We start from the raw sequence: 13,834 nt of genomic DNA, 5'->3' as shown, positions 1-13,834 counted from the left end.
CCACCACCTCCGCGAACGCCCGCAACTGGAAACACGTCCGCGCCAGCTCACCACGCAACCGCACCCCACCCAGCGCCGTCTCCGCATCCGCCACCCCCACCAAGGAGTCCCCCGACCCCTCCAGCAGATCCGCCGCCCCCCGCAAGAACCCCGCCCGCACACCACGATCCGCCAGCGAACCCCGCGCCTCCCACGCGGCCCGCACCACAGCGTCCACCTCCCCCACCGACGCCTCCACCCCGACCCGCTCCCGCCGCTTCCCGCTACGGGGGTCGACACTCCAGACTGGTGCTGCTGCCACGGCGGCTTCCTTCCGGCCGGTCTCTGCCACCCACCGGAGTTGTTCGGTATTCTGAACAGCGTTCCTGGTGGTGAATATGCTGGGGACTCTATTTCCGGGCGTTCCGCACGGTCAAGAAGGGGCGTACAGCAATGTCAGTTGCCGATTCCGGTGGGGCACAGGTCAAGTCCGCAGTGCGGACGGTGGAGTTGCTCGAGTACTTCGCCGGGCGGCCCGGCATGCACTCCCTCGCCGCGGTCCAGGAAGCCGTCGGCTATCCCAAGTCCAGCCTGTACATGCTGCTGCGCACCCTCGTGGAGCTCGGCTGGGTGGAGACGGACGCGACGGGGACCCGGTACGGCATCGGGGTGCGCGCCCTGCTGGTCGGGACGTCGTACATCGACGGCGACGAGGTCGTGGCCGCCGCCAGGCCCACCCTGGACCGGCTCTCCGACGACACCACGGAGACCATCCACCTCGCACGCCTCGACGGCACGAACGTGGTCTACCTGGCGACCCGGCAGTCCCAGCACTATCTGCGCCCCTTCACGCGCGTGGGACGGCGGCTGCCCGCGCACTCCACCTCGCTCGGCAAGGCGCTGCTCGCCACCTACAGCGACGAGCAGGTGCGCAAGATGCTGCCGGAGACGCTCGCGCCGCTGACCGAGCACACCATCACCGACCGCGAGAAGCTCATCGAGGAGCTCCACCTCATCCGCGAGCAGGGCTACGCCGTGGACCGCGAGGAGAACACGCTCGGGCTGCGCTGCTTCGGGATCGCCATCCCGTACCGCACTCCGGCGCGCGACGCGATCAGCTGCTCGGTGCCGGTGGCCAGGCTCACGCCGGCGCACGAGCAGATGATCAAGGACGCGTTGTTCGACGCCCGCGACCGGCTCACCCTGGCGACCCGGAGGCTCTGACCGTGGACGTGATCCTGCGTGAGGTCCAGGACAGTGATCTCCCGGTGTTCTTCCGGCACATGAGTGACCCGGAGTCCAACCGGATGGCCGCCTTCACCAGCGAGGACCCGACGGACCGGGCAGCGTTCGACGCCCACTGGGCGCGGATCCGGGCGTCGGACGCGGTGATACGCACGGTCGTCGCCGACAGCGAGGTGGTCGGCCACACCGCCGTGTACGGGCCGCCGGAGGAGCGGGAGGTCACCTACGTCATCGACCGCGCGCACTGGGGGCGCGGCATCGCCACGCTGGCGCTGCGCGCGCTGCTGGAGGCCGTACCGACCCGTCCGCTGCACGCGCGTGCGGCGGCGGACAACGCGGGCTCCGTCCGGGTGCTGCGCAAGTGCGGCTTCCTGGTGACCGGCCACGACCGGGGGTTCGCCAACGCGCGGGGCGAGGAGACGGACGAGGTGGTCCTGACACTGACGTGACACCGCCGCCGCCGCGGCCGGGGCAAGCCTGCACGGCGCCGCCGCTCCCCCGCGCGGTGGAGGCGGATCGTCACGGAGCAGGAGGTGGAGGGGCCGGCGGCCACGGGAGCGTTGGGGGCATGACAAGGACCTCGGCCGGGACCGGCCTCTCCCTGCGACACCGCCCCCTCACGGCCGCGCTGCGTGCCGTCGCGATCGTGGCCTGCCTGCCGTACCTCGGGCTCAAGATCGCCTGGATCGCGGGCAGCCGTGTCGGCATTCCCGAGGGCAGCGCCCTCCTGGACCACCGTCTGGTGATGGCCGTCGCCAACAGCGTGACCGTACTGATGGACGCGTCCGTCGTGGTGCTGGCTCTGCTGCTCACCCGGCCGTGGGGACAGCGGGTGCCCGCGTGGCTGCTGGCGGTGCCGATGTGGGCCGCCACCGGGCTTCTCGCGCCGATCATGGTCGGGTTCCCGGTGCAGCTGGCCGGCACGGCCATCGGCGGCAGCGAGGCACCGGCCGCCGCGGAGGAGCCGTTCCTGCACGACTGGGTGTTCGGCGTCGTGTACGGCGGTTTCATCCTCCAAGGAATCGCCCTGGGCACGCTGTTCGTGCTCTACGCCGGAAAGCGCTGGGGTCATCTGTGGCGCGGCAGGGTGTGGGAGCTGCCGACCGGTGCGACGGGCACCTTCATGCGGGTGACCGCCGTCGCCGGCTCACTGCTCGCCCTGTTCCCCGCGGTGATGCACGCGCTGTGGGCCGTCGGCGGGACCATCGCGCTCCCCGCCGACCGAGTGCTGCAACGCACGACGCCCTTCTACCTGTTGGAGGGTGTCCGCGTCGGCTTCGCGGTCCTCGCGGTCGCCGGTGTGCTGCTGCTCGCCTTCCGGCTGCGCCCCGCCCTGTCGGTGCGCGGGCCGTTGGCCGCGGCCTGGGTCGGGGCGAGCGCGCTGGGCGCCTGGGCGGGCTGGATGATCCTCGGCGCGCTCATGCCCGAGTCGGACGAGGGAAAGCAGACCCCGGCGCTGCTGATGCTCACCTACGCTGGGGAGATGATCTCCGGTCTGCTGCTCACCTGCGCCGTCGCCTCGCTGCTGCGCAGGCGCGGCGCATGACCCGACCGGGCCCGGTGCTGCGGTCCGCCGCTCGGGCGCTGTTCGGCAGCCGGGCCCGGCTGCGCTGGGTCCATCTGGTGCTCGGCGGCGCGTTGCTGATGCCGTTCTGGCTGGTCGGCACGGTGGTCGTGGGCCCGCTGACGGACGCGTCGAACTTCTTCGCGGGCTCCCTGGCGCTCCAGTTCGGCGCGTACGCCGTGGCGTTGCCGCTCGCCGCTGTCGCCGGGCTGTTCCCCATGGCCAGGCCGCTGTCGGTGGTCGTCGCCCGCACGCTGTGCGGCGTTCCCGGCGAGCGGCTCGCGGACGGGCAGGCACGCAGCCGGGCCGCCCGGGTACGCACCGCGGGCTGGTTCACCCTGCACCTCGGGGTGGGGGCGCTGATCAGCGGGGCGTCCCTCGCGCTGCCGCCCTTCGCCGTCGGACTGATCCTCTCCCCGGTGTTCCCGGCCGTACGGGACTACCTGCGCGTGCCGCACGACGCCTGGTGGTCGCTGCTGCTGGTGCTCGCCGGAACCGGGATGCTGCTGGCGCTCGCGGCCGTGTCCGCGGCCACCGGGGCGCTGCTGGCCCGCCAGGCGCCGGTGCTGCTCGGCCCGACCCCCGCCGACCGGCTGGCCGCGGCCGAGCGGCGGGCGACCGAGCTCGCGGAGCGCAACCGCCTCGCCCGTGAACTGCACGACTCCGTGGGCCACGCGCTGTCCGCCGTCACGCTCCAGGCCGGGGCGGCCCGCAAGGTGCTGGACAGCGGCCGGGCCGCCGACGTGGCGTTCGTACGGGAGGCGCTGGCCGCGATCGAGGAGACCACCCGCCGCACGGTGGGCGAGCTGGACGCCGTGCTCGGCCTGCTGCGCCAGGACGGCGACGGCGACGGCCGGCTCGGCGGACCGACGCTGGCGGCCCTGGAGGGGCTGCTGTCCCGCAGCGGAGTGGCCGTCACGCTGCACACGAAGGGCGCGCTCACGGCCGTGGCGGAGCCGGTCTCCCGCGAGGCGTACCGGATCGTCCAGGAGGGGCTGAGCAACGCCCTTCGCCATGCCGGGGCTTCACCGGTGACGCTGTGGATCGCCGCAGGAGACGAGGAGTTGGAGATCAGGATGGAGAATCCCGTGCCCGAGCAGGCCCCGGTGCAGCGCCCCGGCGGTGGCCGCGGGCTGCGCGGAGTCGCCGAACGGGCCGCGCTGCTCGGCGGGCAGGCTGCGGCCGGGCAGGACGACGGCGTGTGGCGGCTGTCGGCCCGGCTGCCGCTGGCGGGCCGCCGATGAGCACCGTACGGGTCGCCGTCGCCGACGACGAGCGGATGGTGCGCACCGCGCTGCGCGTGATCCTCGACGCGGAACCGGACCTCGAGGTCGTCGGCGAGGCGGCGACGGGCGCGGAGGCGGTGTCCGTGGTGCGGCAGCTGCGCCCGGACGTGGTGCTGATGGACGTGCGGATGCCGGAGATCGACGGCATCCGCGCCACCGAGCAGATCCTCTCCACGATGGACGAGCCGCCGCGGATCGTCGTCGTGACGACGTTCGAGAACGATGCGTACGTGTACGACGCGCTGCGCGCCGGGGCGGCCGGGTTCCTGCTGAAGCGGGCCGCGGCCGAGGAGCTGGTCCAGGCGGTCCGGCTGGTCGCGCGCAGCGACTCGCTGCTGTTCCCCGCGGCCGTGCGCTCGCTCGCCGCCGAGTACGGCCGCCGGCCTGCCGCGACCGCTCCGCCGTGGGCGGCGCGGCTGACCGGGCGGGAGGCGGACGTGCTGCGGCTGATGGCCACCGGGCTGACGAACGCGGAGATCGCCGGCCGGATGGGTGTGGGCCCGGCGACGACGAAGACCCACGTCGCGGCGGTCCTGGGCAAGATCGGCGCCCGGGACCGTACACAGGCGGTGATCGCGGCGTACGAGTCGGGATTCATCTCGCCCCGCTGACCGGGGCCGGGCTCCCCGCCGCAGATGAGGAAGTCCTGAGAAAACGGACGGACGGGAACGAACCGCGCCGCGCCGCTCGTCCCTCGTACGGGATGAACAAGACGATCAGGCGTGCCGCCGTCTTCAGTCTGCTGCTGGTCCTCGCCCTGCTGGGGCGGGCGACCTGGGTGCAGGCGTACGAGGCGACGGCCCTCACGGACAACGACCGGAACCGGCGGAAGATCATCGCGCAGTACGCGCAGCCGCTGGGCGACATCATCGTGGCCGGCTCCGCCGTCACGGGCTCGCAGCGCACGGAAGGAGGCGATCTCGCGTACAAACGCTCCTACACCGACGGAGCGCTGTACTCGGCCGTCACCGGCTACAGCTCGCAGGCGTACGGGGCGACCCAGCTCGAGGGCATCTACTCCGGCATCCTCGACGGCACCGACCTCAAGCTGAAGAACCCGCTGGACACGCTCACGGACGAGCAGCAGGACCCCGGTGACGTGGTGACGACGATCGACCCCGCCGTTCAGAAGGCCGGCTTCGAGGCGCTCGGCGACACGAAGGGCGCCGCGGTCGCCATGGACCCGGAGACCGGGGAGATCCTCGGCATGGTCAGCACCCCGTCGTACGACCCGTCGACGATCAGCGGCACCCTGGACGGCGACGCGTGGCAGAAGCTGCTCGACGACGAGGAAAAGCCGCTGGTCAACCGGGCGCTGCGGCAGCCGCTGCCGCCGGGGTCGACGTTCAAGCTGGTCGTCGCGGCGGCCGCGCTGGAGGAGGGCCTGTACTCGTCCGTCGACGAGCGGACCGACAGCCCGGACCCGTACCGTCTGCCCGGCACGGTCACGGACCTGGAGAACGAGAACCCGTCCGCGCCCTGTGAGAACGCCACGATCCGGACCGCGCTGCGGTACTCGTGCAACAACGTCTTCGGCAAGATGGCCGTCGACCTCGGGCAGGACAAGGTACGGGAGACGGCGGAGAAGTTCGGCTTCAACGACGAGAAGCAGGACGTGCCGGTACGGGCCTCTGCGAGCGTGTACCCGTCCGGGATGAACGCGTCGTCGACCGCGCTGACCGGCATCGGGCAGTTCGACGTGACGGCGACTCCGCTCCAGATGTCGCTGGTGTCGGCGGCCATCGCCAACGACGGGGTCATGGCCTCACCTCATATGGTCTCCAAGGTGGTGTCCGGGGACGGCGACACCCTCGAGTCCTTCGAGGACGGCGCCTCGCAGCGGATCATGTCGTCCGGGACGGCGGAGCAGTTGCGCAGCGCGATGGTGACGGTGGTCGAGGAGGGCACGGGCTCCAACGCGCGGATCCCCGGCCTGGAGGTCGGCGGCAAGACCGGCACGGCACAGCACGGCGAGAACAACAGCAAGACGCCGTACGCCTGGTTCACCTCGTACGCCAAGGATCCCGGCACCGGTAAGGCGGTAGCGGTGGCCGTGCTCATCGAGGACTCGGGCGCGGAGCGCTCCGAGGTCAGCGGCAACGGCCTGGCGGCCCCCGTGGCGCAGCGGATGATGGAGGCGGCGCTGAAGTGAGGAAGCGGCGAGGGACCGGCCCGTGAAGAACTCTGGGCGGCGGGGCGGGACGCGCGGTATGCAGGGGCCTTCACCATCCGTTCGGTGCCCCTGGAGAATCCTGTGCGCTTCCTGCCCCGCTCCCCTTCCGGCTGGACCATGGCGGTCTTCGGCGTCCTCGCGGCCGTGCTCGGTGTCCTCGGACTCATCACCCCCGATGTCCTGCTCGCCACCATGGGTTTCGAGCCCGTGCCCGACTCCCGCCGCGCGGATGGTGACCACACTCCGGTCTTCGTCACCGCCTCCTCGATGGCCGCGGTCAATATGGGCGTCTACTACGTTCTGGCCTCCCTCGCCGACTGGAAGCCCTTCTTCCGCTGGACGGTTCCGTTCCGGCTGCTGACGTGCGCCGTCTTCACCCTGGCGGTGATCGGCGGCCGCGCCCCTTCGGGCTTCCTCGGCGTGGGCCTGTGGGAAGGGCTCGGCGCGGTGGCCACCGGTCTGGCCCTGCGTCTCGAACGCGGCCGCGGGGCCCCGCGGCAGGACCCGCTCCCGCTCGGCGCCCCGCAGTGAACCACCGCCCGCGCAGGCCCCCTACGCCAGCGCCGAGCGGACCGCCGCCAGGTCCGCGTCGGACGCCAGACCCGCGTGGTAGAGGCGGAGTTCGGTCGCGCCGAGGTCCGCCGCCCGCTTCGCGTCCGCGGCCAGCGTGGTGGGCGCGCCCCCCATACCCGTCACCACGGTGAAGTTCGCGGCGAGCACGGTACGTTCCGTCGCGTGGTCCGCGAACGGGCCCAGCAGCCCCGGCCCGCCGGTGCACGGCACGACCACGCCGTCGGCGACCGACAGGATGTGCGCCGGATCCACTCCGGCGTTGGCGCCGCAGTGGTGCGCCACCGGGTCGGCGTGCAGCAGGACCTGGAAGCCCGCCGGGGCCGCGGCCCGCACCGCCGCGACGGCGGCCTCCTGGAGCGTCCGGGCCGTGCGGGTACGGAACTCCAGTACGGCGCCGGCCACTTCCGCGTCCAGCGGTTGTGCGGCGCCGCCCCGCCACAGCGGCTCCAGCGCGTCGCGCACCGACTCCGTGAGTCGCCCGGGGTCCACGCCCAGACCCTGGTACCCGTCCCGGCAGGCCGGGCAGAAGCAGAGGGACATCAGGTACTGCGCCGGACCGTCCAGGGCGACGCCCGCGATCTTGTCGTGGGCGTGCAGGTGGGACACCCCGTACCAGCCGCAGGATTCCAGCTCCGTGCCGCCGGCGCCCGGGCGGACGGCCGCCTCCGCCGCGAGCGACACGAGGTACTCCCGTACCTCGGGCTGCGCGATGCACGGCGCCCAGGCGTAGCGGTCACCGTAGGCGTTGACGACAGAGGTCCGCGGATGCTCGCCTCCCAGGCGGGAGTTGTGGGCAAGGACGACCCAGGTGTGGACGTCGAGGCCGGCGTCCGCCAGCGCGTCGGCCGCCTCGCCGTAGGCGTCGCCCGGCGCCCACTCCCCCGCCGCGTACGGCCCGAGGCCGCGTCCCGCCCAGTGGCCCTCGTCGGGCGGGTAGTACACGGCGGCGTGTTCGGCGGTGACGATCCGGTGGGCGGGGTGACGCGAGGTCAGGGCCCGTGTGGAGTGGTAGGCGGAGGCCAGGGTGACCTGCCGGACGCCGAGGTCCGCGATGCGGGCGGCGGCGTCCGGGTCTCCCACGACGTCCCACGGGTACAGGAACGCCGAGGTCTTCATTCGCCGTCCTCCAGCAGCGCCCTGCCCTGTTCGATCAGCGCCGCGAGCGCCTCGACGTGCCGGTCGGCCGGCTCCGTCAGCGGCGGACGCACCCCGCCGACGTCCAGACCTTCGAGCCGCACGCCCGCCTTGACGAGCGACACCGCGTATCCGCGGCCTTCGTTGCGCAGTTCGACGAGCGGTACGAAGAAGCCGTCGAGCAGGCGGTCGACCGTCTTGTCGTCGCCGCTTTCGAGGGCCCGGTAGAAGGCGAGTGCGATGTCGGGAGCGAAGGCGAAGACGGCGGAGGAGTACAGGGTGATGCCGATGCCGCGGTAGGCCGGTCCGGTGAGCTCGGCGGTGGGCAGCCCGTTGAAATAGAGGAAGTCGCGATCCGGCAGTTCGCGGCGCACGGCGCTGACGATCCGCTGCATGAGGTCGAGGTCGCCGTGGCCGTCCTTGAGCCCGATGATCTTCTCGACGCGGGCCAGTTCGACCACGGTGCGGGGCGAGAAGATCGCGTTGTCACGCTGGTAGACGATGACGTCGAGCGACGTCGCGGCGGCCAGCCGGGTGTAGTGGTCGAGAAGCCCGGCCTGGTCGGCGACGACGAGGTACGGCGGCATGGCGAGCAGTCCGTCCGCGCCCGCCTCCTCGGCGATCTGCGCGTACCGCTCGGCGAGGGCGGTGCCGTAGCCGGCTCCCGCGAGGACGGGCACCCGTCCCGCCGTCTCCTCGACGGCCACCACGACGCAGTCGCGGAACTCCTCCGGTGTGAGGGCATGGAACTCCCCCGTCCCGCAGCAGGCGAAGACGGCGGCCGCGCCGGCGTCGACGCCCTTCCTCACATGCGCGCGGAATGCTTCGAGGTCGAGGTCGCCGTCCGGTCCGTACGCGGTGACGGGGAAGAACAGCGGTCCCTTGACCCGGGTGAGCCGGGCTGCGAGCGGATCTGAGGTCACGGGCGCTCCCTGGGCCGTGCTCCGGGCTCCGAGCCCGTGCACAATTCTGATCGACGTCCATATTTCTGAACGCGATCCACGCTATGGCAGCCCCCTCGCGCCGGTCAAGACGGAAACCTGCATTCCAGGCACGGAATCGCCCGCCCCGCGCGACACTTGACGCTGTCGGGGCCACTCCCTAGCGTGTCCACGCATGTGAATATCATCCATTCACTTGAGCGCACTCAAGGAGACCCGCCCATGCCCGCTGCCCGTACCGTCCTGCTCACCGGCGCAGCCGGTGGACTCGGCACCCTGATGCGCGGCCTGCTGCCCGCTTACGGCTACGAGCTCCGCCTGTTCGACGTCACCCCCATCGAGGGCGAGCCGGACGCGATCACCGCCGACCTCGCCGACAAGGCGGCCCTGCGCGAGGCGGTGCGTGGTGTCGACGCGATCATCCACCTCGCGGGCATCTCCCTCGAGGCGTCGTTCGACAAGATCCTCAAGGCCAACATCGAGGGGACGTACAACCTCTACGAGGCCGCCCGGGACGAAGGGGTGAAGCGGATCGTCTTCGCCTCCAGCAACCACGCGGTGGGCTTCGTCCCGCGCCCCGAGGGCGACGCCCCCCACCCCCCCGAGGCGCTGATCCCGGTCGAGACCCGCCACCGGCCCGACACCTTCTACGGCCTGTCCAAGTGCTTCGGGGAGGACCTGGCCCAGCTTTACTGGGACCTGCATGGACTGGAGACCGTGTCCGTGCGCATCGGCTCCTGCTTCATGGAACCGACGTCCGTACGGATGCTCTCCGTCTGGATGAGCCCCGGTGACGGCGCCCGCCTCTTCCACGCGGCCCTCACCGCCGAGAACGTCGGTCACACCATCGTCCACGGGTCCTCCGCCAACACCCGCCTGTGGTGGGACCTGACCAGCGCCCGGGCCCTCGGCTACGAACCGCAGGACGACTCGGAGCAGTACGCGGAGAAGCTCATCGCCGAGCACGGGGAACTCGACCCGGACAACCCGGACCACGCGTGCCTGGGCGGCCACTTCACCACCCACCCGCCGCAGTGGCCGTACTGACCCCCGGGGAAAACCGCATGCCGCGCGCGCTGGATTCGGCCACGATGGCGTCCATGGCGAGACCCTTCGGATTCACGTACACCCGGCTCGGCGACGGCACGGTCTCCATCAGCCATCGCGGCCGCGCGGCGGGGACCCTGCGCGGCACGCGCGCGGAGAAGTTCCTGGCGGAGGTGGGGTCCGGGGACGCGCAGCTGGTCATGGCGCGGTGGACCGGCGCCTACAAGTTCGGCAATGAGCGCGTGGCCAGAAATCATCCCCGTAACAGGTGAGAACGGTAAGGGAACGGTAAAGCGGACTCGCTCGTTACCCCAGTCATGACAGCTATGACCCCCGGCTCGAACATCCCCTTGACCGCCGCGCGCGTGGCGGTGGACGTCGCCGCTCCGGTGCGGCTCGACGTATCGGGCCTGCTGCTCACCGCCGACGGCAAGGTGCGCTCCGACGACGACTTCATCTTCTACAACCAGCCGCAGGGCCCCGGCGTGAGCTACCGCTCCGGCGGCGGCTCCGCGCCCGACGCGATCGTGGTCGACACCACGGCCGTGCCGCCCGGCATCGAGAAGATCGTCGTCACGGCGAGCCCGGACGCGGCGGGCCAGACCTTCCAGGGCATCGAGCCCACCGCGACCATCCGCAACGCCGACGACGGCAGCGCCCTCGCCACCTTCACCCCGCCGCAGCTCGGCGCGGAGACCGCGCTGGTGGTCGTCGAGATCTATCTGCGCGGCGGCGTCTGGAAGGCCCGCGCGGTCGGCCAGGGCTACGCGAACGGCCTGGCGGGCATCGCCACGGACTTCGGCGTCTCGGTCGACGAGGAGCCCGCGGCCGCCCCGGCCGCCCCTCAGGCGACCGCCCCGCCCGTCACCGCGGCGCCGCCCGCCGACCCGCGGGTCGCCGCGACCCCGCCGCCGCCCGCCGCCCCGCCGGCCGCGCCCGCCGCGCCCACCGGGAAGATCAACCTGGACAAGGGCCGGGTCAGCCTGCAGAAGAACCAGACGGTGTCCCTGGTCAAGGGCGGCCGTCCGCTGCTCTCCCAGGTCAAGATGGGCCTCGGCTGGGAGCCGGCGTTCCGCGGCAAGGACATCGACCTCGACGCCTCCGTCATCGCCTACGGCCCGAACCGCAACCACCTGGACAGCTGCTACTTCGGCAAGCTCTCCATCCTGGGCGGCTCGATCAAGCACTCCGGCGACAATCTGACCGGTGAGGGCGCGGGCGACGACGAGGTCATCGTCGTGGATCTCGGCCGGCTGCCCGCCGACGCGACGGGACTCGTCTTCACGGTCAACTCCTTCTCCGGCCAGAAGTTCACCGAGGTCGCCAAGGCCTACTGCCGGCTGATGGACGCCACGACCGGCGAGGAGCTCGTCCGCTTCGACCTGACCGCCGCGGAGCCGCAGACGGGCGTGATGATGGCCAAGCTGATCAAGCAGTTCTCCGGCGAGTGGGAGATGACCGCCATGGGCGACTTCGTGAAGTCGCGCACCGTGCGGGGCATGGTCAAGCCCGCCGCGCAGGCGCTCTGAAAAGTCCGCCGGGGGTGCCCGTCGCTGTGCGGCGGACACCCCCGGCGGGGAAAAAACTGAAAAGCGTGCTCAGAGTTTGGCCAGTTTGGAGAACGGACTGAGGATGCGGCCCTGCCTGCCGGAGAAGTCGACGAGCACAGCGGCATTGTCGCCTTCCACGGCGAGGACTCTTCCGAGACCGAACTGATCGTGGGACACCCTGTCGCCCGCTTCAAAGCATTCGATCGGCGGCTCTTCCAGGGACGGACGGTTGAAGGGGCTGGACGGCAGGTGGCGCCGGGAACCGGCTGACTTTGTCATTACGTTCAGTATGCGCCCCCGGCACCCCGCCACGCCACGCCCGAGCGCTGTCACTTCCCGGACGAACCGCCCGCCGGGCCCCGTTCGAGCAGCAGGACCCAGCGGAAAGCGCCGTCTGCGGGGCCGCGGAAAGTGGGCCGATTCACCGCCCACGGTCCGCGGGAGCCTCAGTGACGGCCGCCCTGACGCTTCCAGGGGCCGGTGATCGCGAACATGATCCCCGGCGTCTGGATGCTGGCGTACAGCGTCCGGCCGTCGGGCGAGAAGACGACACCGGCGAACTCGCTGAAGTCCGGTTCGTCCTCGGTGCCGACATTGAACTCGTTACGGGCGATCGGATACGTACGGCCACTGTCCGTGGCGCCGATCAGGTGCTGCACCCCCTCGCCGTCCTCGGCGATGATCAGACCGCCGTACGGGGAGACAGTGATGTTGTCCGGGCCGTCGTAGCCGTCCTTCGACGGGTCGGGGTTCACACCGAGGAGCACCTTCAGCGTCAGGGTCCGCCGGCGCGGGTCGTAGAACCAGACCTGGCCGTCGTGCTGCTCGGGGCTCTCCTCCCGGGCGTACGACGAGACAATGTAGACGCCGCCGTCGCCCCACCACATGCCCTCGAGCTTGCGGCCGCGGGTGACCTCGCCGTTCTTGAACTGCTTGCGCACGGAGACCGTCCGCGCGTCACGGTCCGGCACCTCCGTCCAGTCCACGCCGTACACCGTGCCGATCTTCGTGGCGCGGGCCAGGTCGTCGACGAACCGGCCACCGGAGTCGAAGCACTTGGCGGCCTGGAGCACACCGGCGTCGTCGCCGAGCGTGCGCAGCCGGCCGCGGCCGTGCTTGAAGCCGTGCGGCGGCACCCACCGGTAGAGCAGGCCGTTCGGGGTGTCGGCGTCCTCCGTGAGATACAGGTGACCGCGCTTCGGGTCGACCACGACAGCCTCGTGGGCGTACCGGCCGAGCGCCTTGACGGGCTCCGGCGCACGGTTGGCGCGGCGGTCGTACGGATCGACCTCGAAGACGTAGCCGTGGTCCTTGGTCAGGCCGTTGCTGCCCGCCTTGTCCTCGGTCTCCTCACAGGTCAGCCAGGTGCCCCACGGCGTGGTGCCGCCGGCGCAGTTCTGCACGGTGCCCGCGATTCCGACCCACTGCGCGACCTCGCCGCTGCGGTGGCTCTCCACGACGGTGCACCCACCGGGCGCGGCCGGGTCGTAGACCAGGCCCTCGGTGAGCGGCACGGGGTGCGCGATCTTCGACCGCTCACCCTTGAGCTCATGGTTGACGACGAGCAGCGTCACACCACGCGGCCCCTCGAAGGTCGCCGTTCCGTCGTGCTTGCCGGGCGTGAACTCGCCCGACTCCAACGTGGTGACACCACTGCGGGTCAGAACGCGGTACGTGAACCCGGCAGGCAGCGCGAGCATGCCCGCGGGGTCGGGGATCAGCGGGCCGTAACCGGGCGCCTCGTTCCCATGGCGCTCACCCTCCTCCGCGAGTGCGCCGGGGGCGGTGGCGAGCGACCCCACGGCACCGGTGAGGGCAACGCCCGCGCCGGTGAGAGCGGACTGCTTGGTGAATTCCCTGCGAGTGAGCGGCATCAAGTCTCCTGAGCTGCATCCGGCCGGCTGATCCGGGCCACACCCTCGCGCGTGCGCACGAACGACGGTTGAACGTTGCACGACATCCCTCGGACGACGCGAAACGTTTCCCACCGGCGGCTCCGCCCCGGGGGGTGGGCCGCCGCCCCCACGCCCCCGAAGGGGCAGCCCCGCGCGCGCCGGCGGACCCAGCCCCGTCCCCGGCGGGCACAGCAACCCGACGACGCCACGATGACCGAGCCCCGTGGACGCTGCGCGGGGGCTCCACCAACCCTTCCCCCGGCCGGGGGTAGGTTCCCGTGGGGCTGACGCCCTCGCACCTCCCCACAGCCATACGCGGCGCGGCCCGGTGCCGCTGCGCGGGGCGTCTCCCCCACCCCGCCCCTTCCCGAAGCCGGGGCAAGCCCCGGACCCACGGGGCTGACGCCCCCAGCCCCCTCCCGGGGAGGGGGAAAGGGGTTTGTGGGG

14 protein-coding genes and 1 pseudogene are annotated in these 13,834 nt (G+C 71.8%); 10 read left to right on the top strand and 5 right to left on the bottom strand.

Annotated elements, in window-relative coordinates:
• Window positions 1-301 (bottom strand): annotated as a pseudogene (locus ACWGH4_RS18590) (aldehyde dehydrogenase (NADP(+))); the annotation flags it as partial.
• A gap of 131 nt (window positions 302-432) precedes the next feature.
• Between ACWGH4_RS18590 and ACWGH4_RS18585 the strand changes: the two are divergent.
• The 7 genes from ACWGH4_RS18585 to ACWGH4_RS18555 all read left to right on the top strand — a co-directional run bounded on the left by ACWGH4_RS18585 (window position 433) and on the right by ACWGH4_RS18555 (window position 6,778).
• Window positions 433-1,203 carry an IclR family transcriptional regulator domain-containing protein gene (locus ACWGH4_RS18585; protein WP_441264458.1) on the top strand — a complete coding sequence of 257 codons (771 nt, stop codon included), beginning with the start codon at window positions 433-435 and terminating at the stop codon, window positions 1,201-1,203.
• Between the two features lie 2 nt (window positions 1,204-1,205).
• On the top strand, window positions 1,206-1,673 hold the full coding sequence (locus tag ACWGH4_RS18580; protein ID WP_453461861.1) for a GNAT family N-acetyltransferase: 468 nt from the start codon (window positions 1,206-1,208) through the stop codon (window positions 1,671-1,673).
• Between the two features lie 119 nt (window positions 1,674-1,792).
• Complete coding sequence (locus tag ACWGH4_RS18575; RefSeq protein ID WP_453461858.1) at window positions 1,793-2,770, top strand: hypothetical protein; 978 nt, start codon at window positions 1,793-1,795, stop codon at window positions 2,768-2,770.
• The gene (locus ACWGH4_RS18570; RefSeq protein ID WP_453461855.1) at window positions 2,767-4,032 is read left to right on the top strand and encodes a sensor histidine kinase; all 1,266 of its coding nucleotides are present in this window, start codon (window positions 2,767-2,769) and stop codon (window positions 4,030-4,032) included. The genes ACWGH4_RS18575 and ACWGH4_RS18570 overlap by 4 nt, the downstream gene beginning before the upstream one ends.
• On the top strand, window positions 4,029-4,685 hold the full coding sequence (locus ACWGH4_RS18565; RefSeq protein ID WP_453461852.1) for a response regulator: 657 nt from the start codon (window positions 4,029-4,031) through the stop codon (window positions 4,683-4,685). The genes ACWGH4_RS18570 and ACWGH4_RS18565 overlap by 4 nt, the downstream gene beginning before the upstream one ends.
• 92 nt (window positions 4,686-4,777) lie before the next feature.
• Complete coding sequence (locus ACWGH4_RS18560; RefSeq protein ID WP_441264453.1) at window positions 4,778-6,226, top strand: penicillin-binding transpeptidase domain-containing protein; 1,449 nt, start codon at window positions 4,778-4,780, stop codon at window positions 6,224-6,226.
• A gap of 138 nt (window positions 6,227-6,364) precedes the next feature.
• Window positions 6,365-6,778: a hypothetical protein gene (locus tag ACWGH4_RS18555; protein WP_453461865.1), complete on the top strand. Its 414-nt coding sequence runs from the start codon at window positions 6,365-6,367 to the stop codon at window positions 6,776-6,778.
• 21 nt (window positions 6,779-6,799) lie between these two features.
• On the opposite strand, the gene ACWGH4_RS18550 is transcribed toward ACWGH4_RS18555, so the two are convergent.
• Together ACWGH4_RS18550 and ACWGH4_RS18545 are read right to left on the bottom strand one after the other, a co-directional pair.
• Entirely contained in the window at window positions 6,800-7,936 is a 1,137-nt protein-coding gene (locus ACWGH4_RS18550) for a hypothetical protein (RefSeq protein ID WP_453461850.1), read from the bottom strand.
• The gene (locus ACWGH4_RS18545; RefSeq protein ID WP_441264451.1) at window positions 7,933-8,877 is read right to left on the bottom strand and encodes a 5-dehydro-4-deoxyglucarate dehydratase; all 945 of its coding nucleotides are present in this window, start codon (window positions 8,875-8,877) and stop codon (window positions 7,933-7,935) included. Before ACWGH4_RS18545 ends, ACWGH4_RS18550 begins: the two co-directional genes overlap by 4 nt.
• 240 nt (window positions 8,878-9,117) lie before the next feature.
• On the opposite strand from ACWGH4_RS18545, the gene ACWGH4_RS18540 reads away from it, so the two are divergent.
• The 3 genes from ACWGH4_RS18540 to ACWGH4_RS18530 are packed head-to-tail and all read left to right on the top strand — an operon-like array spanning window position 9,118 to window position 11,471.
• Window positions 9,118-9,942 carry an NAD-dependent epimerase/dehydratase family protein gene (locus tag ACWGH4_RS18540; RefSeq protein ID WP_441264450.1) on the top strand — a complete coding sequence of 275 codons (825 nt, stop codon included), beginning with the start codon at window positions 9,118-9,120 and terminating at the stop codon, window positions 9,940-9,942.
• Window positions 9,943-9,995: 53 nt separating this feature from the next.
• Window positions 9,996-10,214, top strand: coding sequence for a hypothetical protein (locus ACWGH4_RS18535; RefSeq protein WP_453461846.1), 219 nt, complete (start codon window positions 9,996-9,998; stop codon window positions 10,212-10,214).
• Window positions 10,215-10,259: 45 nt separating this feature from the next.
• Window positions 10,260-11,471: a TerD family protein gene (locus tag ACWGH4_RS18530; RefSeq protein ID WP_453461843.1), complete on the top strand. Its 1,212-nt coding sequence runs from the start codon at window positions 10,260-10,262 to the stop codon at window positions 11,469-11,471.
• Between the two features lie 69 nt (window positions 11,472-11,540).
• Here the strand turns inward: ACWGH4_RS18530 and ACWGH4_RS18525 are convergent, their stop codons facing one another.
• The gene (locus ACWGH4_RS18525) at window positions 11,541-11,771 is read right to left on the bottom strand and encodes a hypothetical protein (RefSeq protein WP_037775011.1); all 231 of its coding nucleotides are present in this window, start codon (window positions 11,769-11,771) and stop codon (window positions 11,541-11,543) included.
• A 167-nt stretch (window positions 11,772-11,938) separates the two neighbouring features.
• Window positions 11,939-13,366 carry an alkaline phosphatase PhoX gene (locus ACWGH4_RS18520; RefSeq protein WP_453461840.1) on the bottom strand — a complete coding sequence of 476 codons (1,428 nt, stop codon included), beginning with the start codon at window positions 13,364-13,366 and terminating at the stop codon, window positions 11,939-11,941.
• Window positions 13,367-13,834: the final 468 nt, after the last annotated feature.

Source organism: Streptomyces sp. NPDC054847, from assembly GCF_053610925.1.
The sequence above is the reverse complement of the archived record's forward strand: the minus strand, read 5'-3'. Positions and strand labels throughout refer to the sequence as shown.